The 2,869-nt window shown below is 66.6% G+C and carries 3 protein-coding genes; 1 reads left to right on the forward strand and 2 read right to left on the reverse strand.

Annotated features, from left to right (window positions below; translation table 11 throughout):
• The first annotated feature begins 310 nt into the window (after positions 1-310).
• Positions 311-1,372 carry an IS110 family RNA-guided transposase gene (locus D7I43_RS32250; RefSeq protein WP_204985348.1) on the forward strand — a complete coding sequence of 354 codons (1,062 nt, stop codon included), beginning with the start codon at positions 311-313 and terminating at the stop codon, positions 1,370-1,372.
• An 8-nt stretch (positions 1,373-1,380) separates the two neighbouring features.
• On the opposite strand, the gene D7I43_RS32255 is transcribed toward D7I43_RS32250, so the two are convergent.
• Positions 1,381-1,827 (reverse strand): GNAT family N-acetyltransferase, encoded by a 447-nt coding sequence (locus D7I43_RS32255; RefSeq protein WP_204985349.1) that lies wholly within the window; start codon positions 1,825-1,827, stop codon positions 1,381-1,383.
• Positions 1,828-2,210: 383 nt separating this feature from the next.
• A complete protein-coding gene (locus D7I43_RS32260) occupies positions 2,211-2,735 on the reverse strand; it encodes a GNAT family N-acetyltransferase (protein WP_120332322.1) in 525 nt (174 codons plus the stop codon).
• Positions 2,736-2,869: the final 134 nt, after the last annotated feature.

Here is a 2,869-nt window from a genome sequence, read left to right on the forward strand (position 1 = left end):
TGCCTCAATGACAACCTGGGTGGGCCGCTCTCGGGCGGCGCTGATGCGGTAGCGGACTGACTCGTTCCCGTGCTGTCGCCCTACTGGGGGTTCGGAGCGGGCCAGTTCCGCAGCCGTGGTAGATACGCCACGGCGGCGGGCTGACTCGTTTCCGTGCTGTCGCCCCCCGGGCTGACGAGGTCTTGTCATGTCGTCCGCCGCCGTGTCGACCTGCTGGCGTGACTTGATTGGAGCTTGGTCCTACCCCCCGATTGAGGCCTGTCCGCCGGCTGGTTCACCTCTCGTCGTCGTTCTGGGAGTTCAGCAACGGATGATCGTTCTTGGTGTTGACCCTCACAAGGACCTGCTGGTTGTTGTCGCGGTCGACGGCAACGGCCGCCAACTTGACGTGAAGTCCGCGCCGGCCCGGCCACGCGGGGTGAAGTCGCTGCTGCGGTGGGCGCAGCAGTTTGGCGAACGGCTGTGGGCGGTTGAGGACGTCCGGCATGTCGCCGGCGGCCTGATGCGGGGCCTCCTTGCCGCCGATGAGCAGGCAGTGTGGGTGCCGACGCAGTTGACTGCCCGGTACCGGCGGGTCGGCCGGGGCCAGGGCAAGAGCGACCCTATCGACGCGCTCGCCGTTGCCCGCGCCGCGCTGCGGGAGGACCTGCCGCCTGCGCTGCCGGAGGACGAGTCACGGGTCGTCAAGATGCTGATCGACCACCGCGAGGACCTCGTCGGCGAGATGGTGCGCATGTGCTCGAGGCTGCGGTGGCTGCTGCACGATCTCGACCCGGACTTCGCCGAGACGATCCCCGCCCGCAAGCTGCACAAGCGCCGGTGGGTGGCCCATGTGCGCGCCTATCTCGCAGAGCAGGCCGGAGGCGTCGGCTTGTCGATCGCCGCTGAGTTGCTCGACAGGATCGAGGAGCTCGCCCGCCGCGCCGACCAGCTTGAGCGGGAGCTGCACGATCTGATGAAGACACAGGCCCCGCAACTACTGGCTCTTCCTGGTTGCGGCCCGCTGTCCGCCGCGCGGATCGTCGCCGAAACGGGGGACGTGCGCCGGTTCCGATCCAGTGCCGCCTACGCCATGCACACTGGCACCGCGCCGATCCCCGCCTCGTCCGGGGCCACGCACCGGCACCGGCTCAACCGCGGCGGGAACAGGCGCCTGAACGCCGCGATCCACCGCATCGCCATCACCCAGGCGCGCATCCACGCCAGCGCCCGCACCTACCTGGAGAACCGCAGAGCCATGGGCAACAGCCGGACGGAAGCCATCAGGGCCCTGAAGCGACACCTTGCCAGACACGTATATGGCCTACTCGTGGGCAGCTACCGGCAGTCCGCTTCTCCGTGCGTATCAGCGCCGGAGGCCTCAGCCGCCTGATGCACGTCCTACCAGGACCTCTCATGCGCCCACAGACGCAGCGTATAGCGTCGGCCCTTGTCCTCCACCACCTCGGGCTCCTCGTCCAGCGGCCGAAACCCCGTCGCGCGGGCAACCGACACGCTGCCCACGTTGTCCGCTTCGATCTCCAGGAACACCCCAGGTAGATCAACGACGTCGTAGGCGTACCGGGTCATCAGGCGGACCGCCCGTGTCGCTAACCCCTGTCCCCGGTACGCCGCCCCCACCATGTAGGCGATCATGGCGGTCGCATTGTTGAGGATCACCTCGCCTCGCGCCAGGCCGCCATCGACTGTGATCGCCAAATGAAGTCGCGTTCTCGCGGCCTTCGCCTGCCGGACCCTGTCCAGGTAGTTCTCCGCCGCCCGGCGGTCGAAGGGGGTCATCACCGGGGTCCGGTAGGCGACCTCAGGGTCATCGAAGAGCGAAACCATCTGCTTGAGGTTTCTGCTTGAGGTCAGATTCAACCCATTCGCGCAGGACGAGGCCATCACCGCGCAGCTGTACACCCTCAGTGACCATTTCGCGCTTCCTCCTCGCACTGGTCAGCGCTCGCCCGAGGAAGGTACCCGTCGACCCAAGCCCGCCTGATTGACACCTTTGTTAGCGAACTCTGTCCCTATTCGCCAACAGCTCCGGCGCGAGCCGCACGAACTCATGGGGACGGAGGGCCCCGCAGCTGCTGAACCTGGCCGGGTGCGGGCCGCTGTCCGCGGCCCGGATCGTCGCCGAGACCGAAGTGTCACCTAGACGGCTACTCGCCGCCGTCAAGATCTACACAGGTTTGGGCTGCGGCTCAGCATAGGCTGCAGCGTCCTCATGGCTGATCTGCCAGGCGGTCGGATCGCAGGAGCCCATACACGATCACGTCACGCCAGGCCCCGTCTCGGAACTCGGCAGAACGCAGGACGCCCTCCTGGGTGAACCCTACTTTCTGCAGTGCTCGCTGCTCGGCCACATTCTCTGGTTGGGTCCCGGCCTCGATGCGTTGAACCGCCGTGTGAGCGAATAGGTATTGGCAAAGCAATCGCTGGGCCTGGGTGCCGATACCCTGACCTCGCCAACCCGGCAGTAGCGCAATGCCGATGCTGCGATACCTGCCGGCCCCATGTCCTGCGGACGCCCATGCGACGAAGCCGGCCACTTCGGCATCGGCGGTCACCATCAGCTTGCCGTCTTCGTCTCCGAGCCACCCATCAGAGTGGAAGCGCCGCCGCTGCCTGCCGGCATCGCGGAATCCGTACCAGCTCGAACCCGCTAGCTCTGGCTCCGCGTCGAAGCGAGAGAGCACCTCCAGGTCCGACTCCTCTACTGGGCGAAGCACCACAGACTCGAGATTCATGGCCGGCCAGTCTACCGAAGCCGCCCCTACATGGTGGCTCCGAGGAATGGCTATCCCGCAGGCAAGCTCGGCCGCTGGCATACCTCGCTACTTCGACGGTCGCCTCATGCTGATGCCTTGACATTGGAGCGACA

Origin of the sequence: Micromonospora globbae (assembly GCF_003610785.1) — a bacterium.
GTDB lineage: Bacteria > Actinomycetota > Actinomycetes > Mycobacteriales > Micromonosporaceae > Micromonospora > Micromonospora globbae.